The 2,868-nt window shown below is 73.4% G+C and carries 2 protein-coding genes and 1 pseudogene; 2 read left to right on the forward strand and 1 reads right to left on the reverse strand.

Translation table 11 applies throughout. The features are described 5' to 3' along the window. Both SSOG_RS39670 and thiO read left to right on the forward strand, forming a co-directional pair. Positions 1–901: beta-ketoacyl reductase (locus SSOG_RS39670; RefSeq protein ID WP_039939793.1), on the forward strand; the 901-nt coding region annotated here is incomplete at its 5' end. Continuing rightward, positions 898–1,995 (forward strand): glycine oxidase ThiO, encoded by a 1,098-nt coding sequence (gene thiO / locus SSOG_RS39675; protein ID WP_009719955.1) that lies wholly within the window; start codon positions 898–900, stop codon positions 1,993–1,995. The genes SSOG_RS39670 and thiO, both read left to right, overlap by 4 nt. Positions 1,996–2,067: 72 nt before the next feature. Here thiO and SSOG_RS39680 read toward each other — a convergent pair. Continuing rightward, positions 2,068–2,868, reverse strand: a pseudogene (locus SSOG_RS39680) (polyketide synthase dehydratase domain-containing protein); the annotation flags it as partial.

Below are 2,868 nucleotides of genomic sequence, written 5' to 3' on the forward strand. Positions count from 1 at the left end.
CGGGCTCGGCGCCCGCGTCGACATCGTCGCCTGCGACACCGCCGACCGCGCGTCGCTCGAAGCCGCCCTCGCGGACATCCCCGCACCCTCCGCCGTCATCCACACCGCGGGTGTGCTGGCGGACGCCACGGTCGACACGCTGACGCCGCGCAGGCTGGACGCGGTCCTGCGCCCCAAGGCCGACGCCGCGCTCCATCTCCACGACCTGATCCGCGACCCGGACTGCGCGTTCGTGGTGTTCTCGTCCGTCGCCGGGCTCACCGGCAACGCGGGACAGGGCAACTACGCCGCCGCCAACGCCGTCCTGGACGCGCTCGCCCACCACCGCCGCACCCTCGGGCTGCGCGGTCTCTCCCTCGCCTGGGGCCTGTGGGAGAGCGAGGACGGCATGGGCTCCGAGCTGTCCACCGCCGATTTCACCCGCATCAAGCGCTCCGGCTTCGCCCCGCTCGGCCACGACCAGGGCCTGACCCTCTTCGACGCCGCCCTCGCCGGGGACGAGGCCGTCCTCGCGCCCGTACGGCTGAACGAGTCGGCCCTCACCGGGGACGTCCCGCACGTCCTGGCCGACCTGGCGCCCGCCGCGACGCCCCGGCCCACCGCGACCGACACCCTGCGGGCCCGGCTGGCGAACCTGCCCGAGGCCGAACACGACGGCGCCGTGCTGGAGTGCGTCCGTAACGCCGCCGCCACCGTCCTCGGCTACGACAGCCCCGACGACATCGACCCCGACCGGGAGTTCCACACCGTCGGGCTGGACTCCATCGGCAACCTCGAACTCAGCCGCCACCTGTCCGCCGCCACCGGACTGCGGCTGCCCGCGACCCTCACCTTCGACCATCCGACGCCCGCAGACCTCGCCTCCCATCTGCGGCGACTTCTCCAGGAGAGCGAATCATGAACACCGTAGTCGTCGGCGGAGGCGTCATCGGCCTCGCCACCGCCTGGCGGGCCCTGCGCCACGGCGTCACCGTCACCGTGATCGACCCGGCCCCGGCCACCAAGGCGTCCCACGCGTCGGCGGGCATGCTCCCGCCGAGCAGTGAGCAGATCGACGGCGTGAACGACCTGCTGCGGCTGTGCCTTGCCTCCCGCGACCTCTACCCGTCCTTCGCCGCCGAGCTGGAGGAGTTCGCCCCCACCGGTTTCCGGCGCGACGGCGTCCTGGACGCCGCCTTCGACGAGGACGCCCTGCGCAAGCTCGACCACCAGCAGTCCTTCCGGGAGTCGCTCGGCATCCGCAGCGAACGCCTCACCCCCGAGGAGTGCGCCAAGCTCCAGCCCGCCTTCGCCCCCACCCTCGGCGGCCTGCTGGGCCCCGACGACGGCGCCGTCGACCCGCGCATCCTCAGCGCGGCGCTGCTCACGGCCATCGAAGCCCTCGGCGGCACCGTCATCCGCAGACAGGCCATCCGGGTCGCCCACCACACCGTCACCCTCGACAACGGCGACGCGGTGCCCTTCGACCGCGTCGTCCTGGCCGCCGGCTGCTGGACCCACCACATCGGGGGCCTTCCCGAGGACGCCATCCCGGAGATCCGCCCCGTCAAGGGCCAGATCCTCCGGCTGCACTCCGAACCGCCGCTCCTGGGCGTGACGGCCCGCGCCCTCTCCAAGGGCGCGTCCCTCTACCTGGTGCCCCGGCTGGACGGCGAACTCGTCATCGGCGCCACCTACGAGGACCGCGGCTACGACGAGACGGTCACCGCCGACGGCGCCGGCGATCTGCTGGCCCGCGCCGCCGAGGTCATCCCCGGCGTGGGCGCCCTGCGCTTCGCCGAGATCAGCGCGGGCCTGCGCCCCGCCTCGCCCGACGAACTCCCGCTCATCGGCCCGACCGCCGTCCCCGACGTCTACCTGGCAACCGGCCACTTCCGCATGGGCGTCCAGCTCGCCCCCATCACCGCCGACGCCATGGCCGCCTACCTCACCGACACCACCCCGCACACCTCGGCCCTGCCCTTCACCCCGCTCCGCCTGGGACGCGCCGCCTGACCTCGCCACACCACAACAGGGCCAGACACCGTAGAGGGTGTCCGGCCCTGTTGGTGCGTGTCCGCGGGACGGTCAGGAGACCGGCACGGGGGCGCTCAGGTGGCCGGTGGCGTTCTCGGTCCAGGAGTGGTCCGCCTCAGAGCGGGACCTGATGGTCAGGGTGCGGCCCGTGGACGGATCCTCGGGCCCGACGATGACCTGGAGCAGCGCGGCGCCCTGGGCGCCGAAGGTGACGGGGGCGTTCAGGACGAGTTCCGCTATCTCGTCGGTGCCCACCGTATGGGCGGCGTGGAACGCCAGCTCCACGAAGGCGGTACCGGGGAGGATGACGGTCCCCATGACGATGTGGTCGCCGAGCCACGCGTGGTCGGCCAGCGTCACGCGGCCCGTGAACAGGCGGCTGCCGTCGGGGAGTTCGGTGGCTGTGGCCAGCAGCGGATGCGAGGCGGGCTCCAGACCCAGGCCCGCGGGGGAACCGGCGGGGTCGGGGGTGTCGAGCCAGTAGCGGCGGCGCTGGAAGGGGTATGTGGGAAGGGGCACGTTGCGCCCGCCGTGCCCCGCGAGAAACCCCTTCCAGTCGACGGCGACGCCCCAGGCGTGGGCCTGGGCCAGACCGGTGACCAGGCTGGTCGGCTCGTGGTGGCGGGGCCGCAGCAGCGGTACGGCGGCGGCCTCGGGCAGCGCCTCGCGAGTGAGCGCGGTGAGCACGGCGTCCGGACCGATCTCGAGGTAGGTGGTGACGCTGAGGCCGTGGAGTGTGGTGAGGCCGTCGTGGAAGCGGGTGGTGTTGCGGATGTGCTCGGTCCAGTACGTGGCGTCGAATGCGGCGCCGACCTCCCCGGTCAGGGTGGACACCAGGGGAATGCGCGGCGC

The sequence above is a fragment of the Streptomyces himastatinicus ATCC 53653 genome (assembly GCF_000158915.1).
GTDB lineage: Bacteria > Actinomycetota > Actinomycetes > Streptomycetales > Streptomycetaceae > Streptomyces > Streptomyces himastatinicus.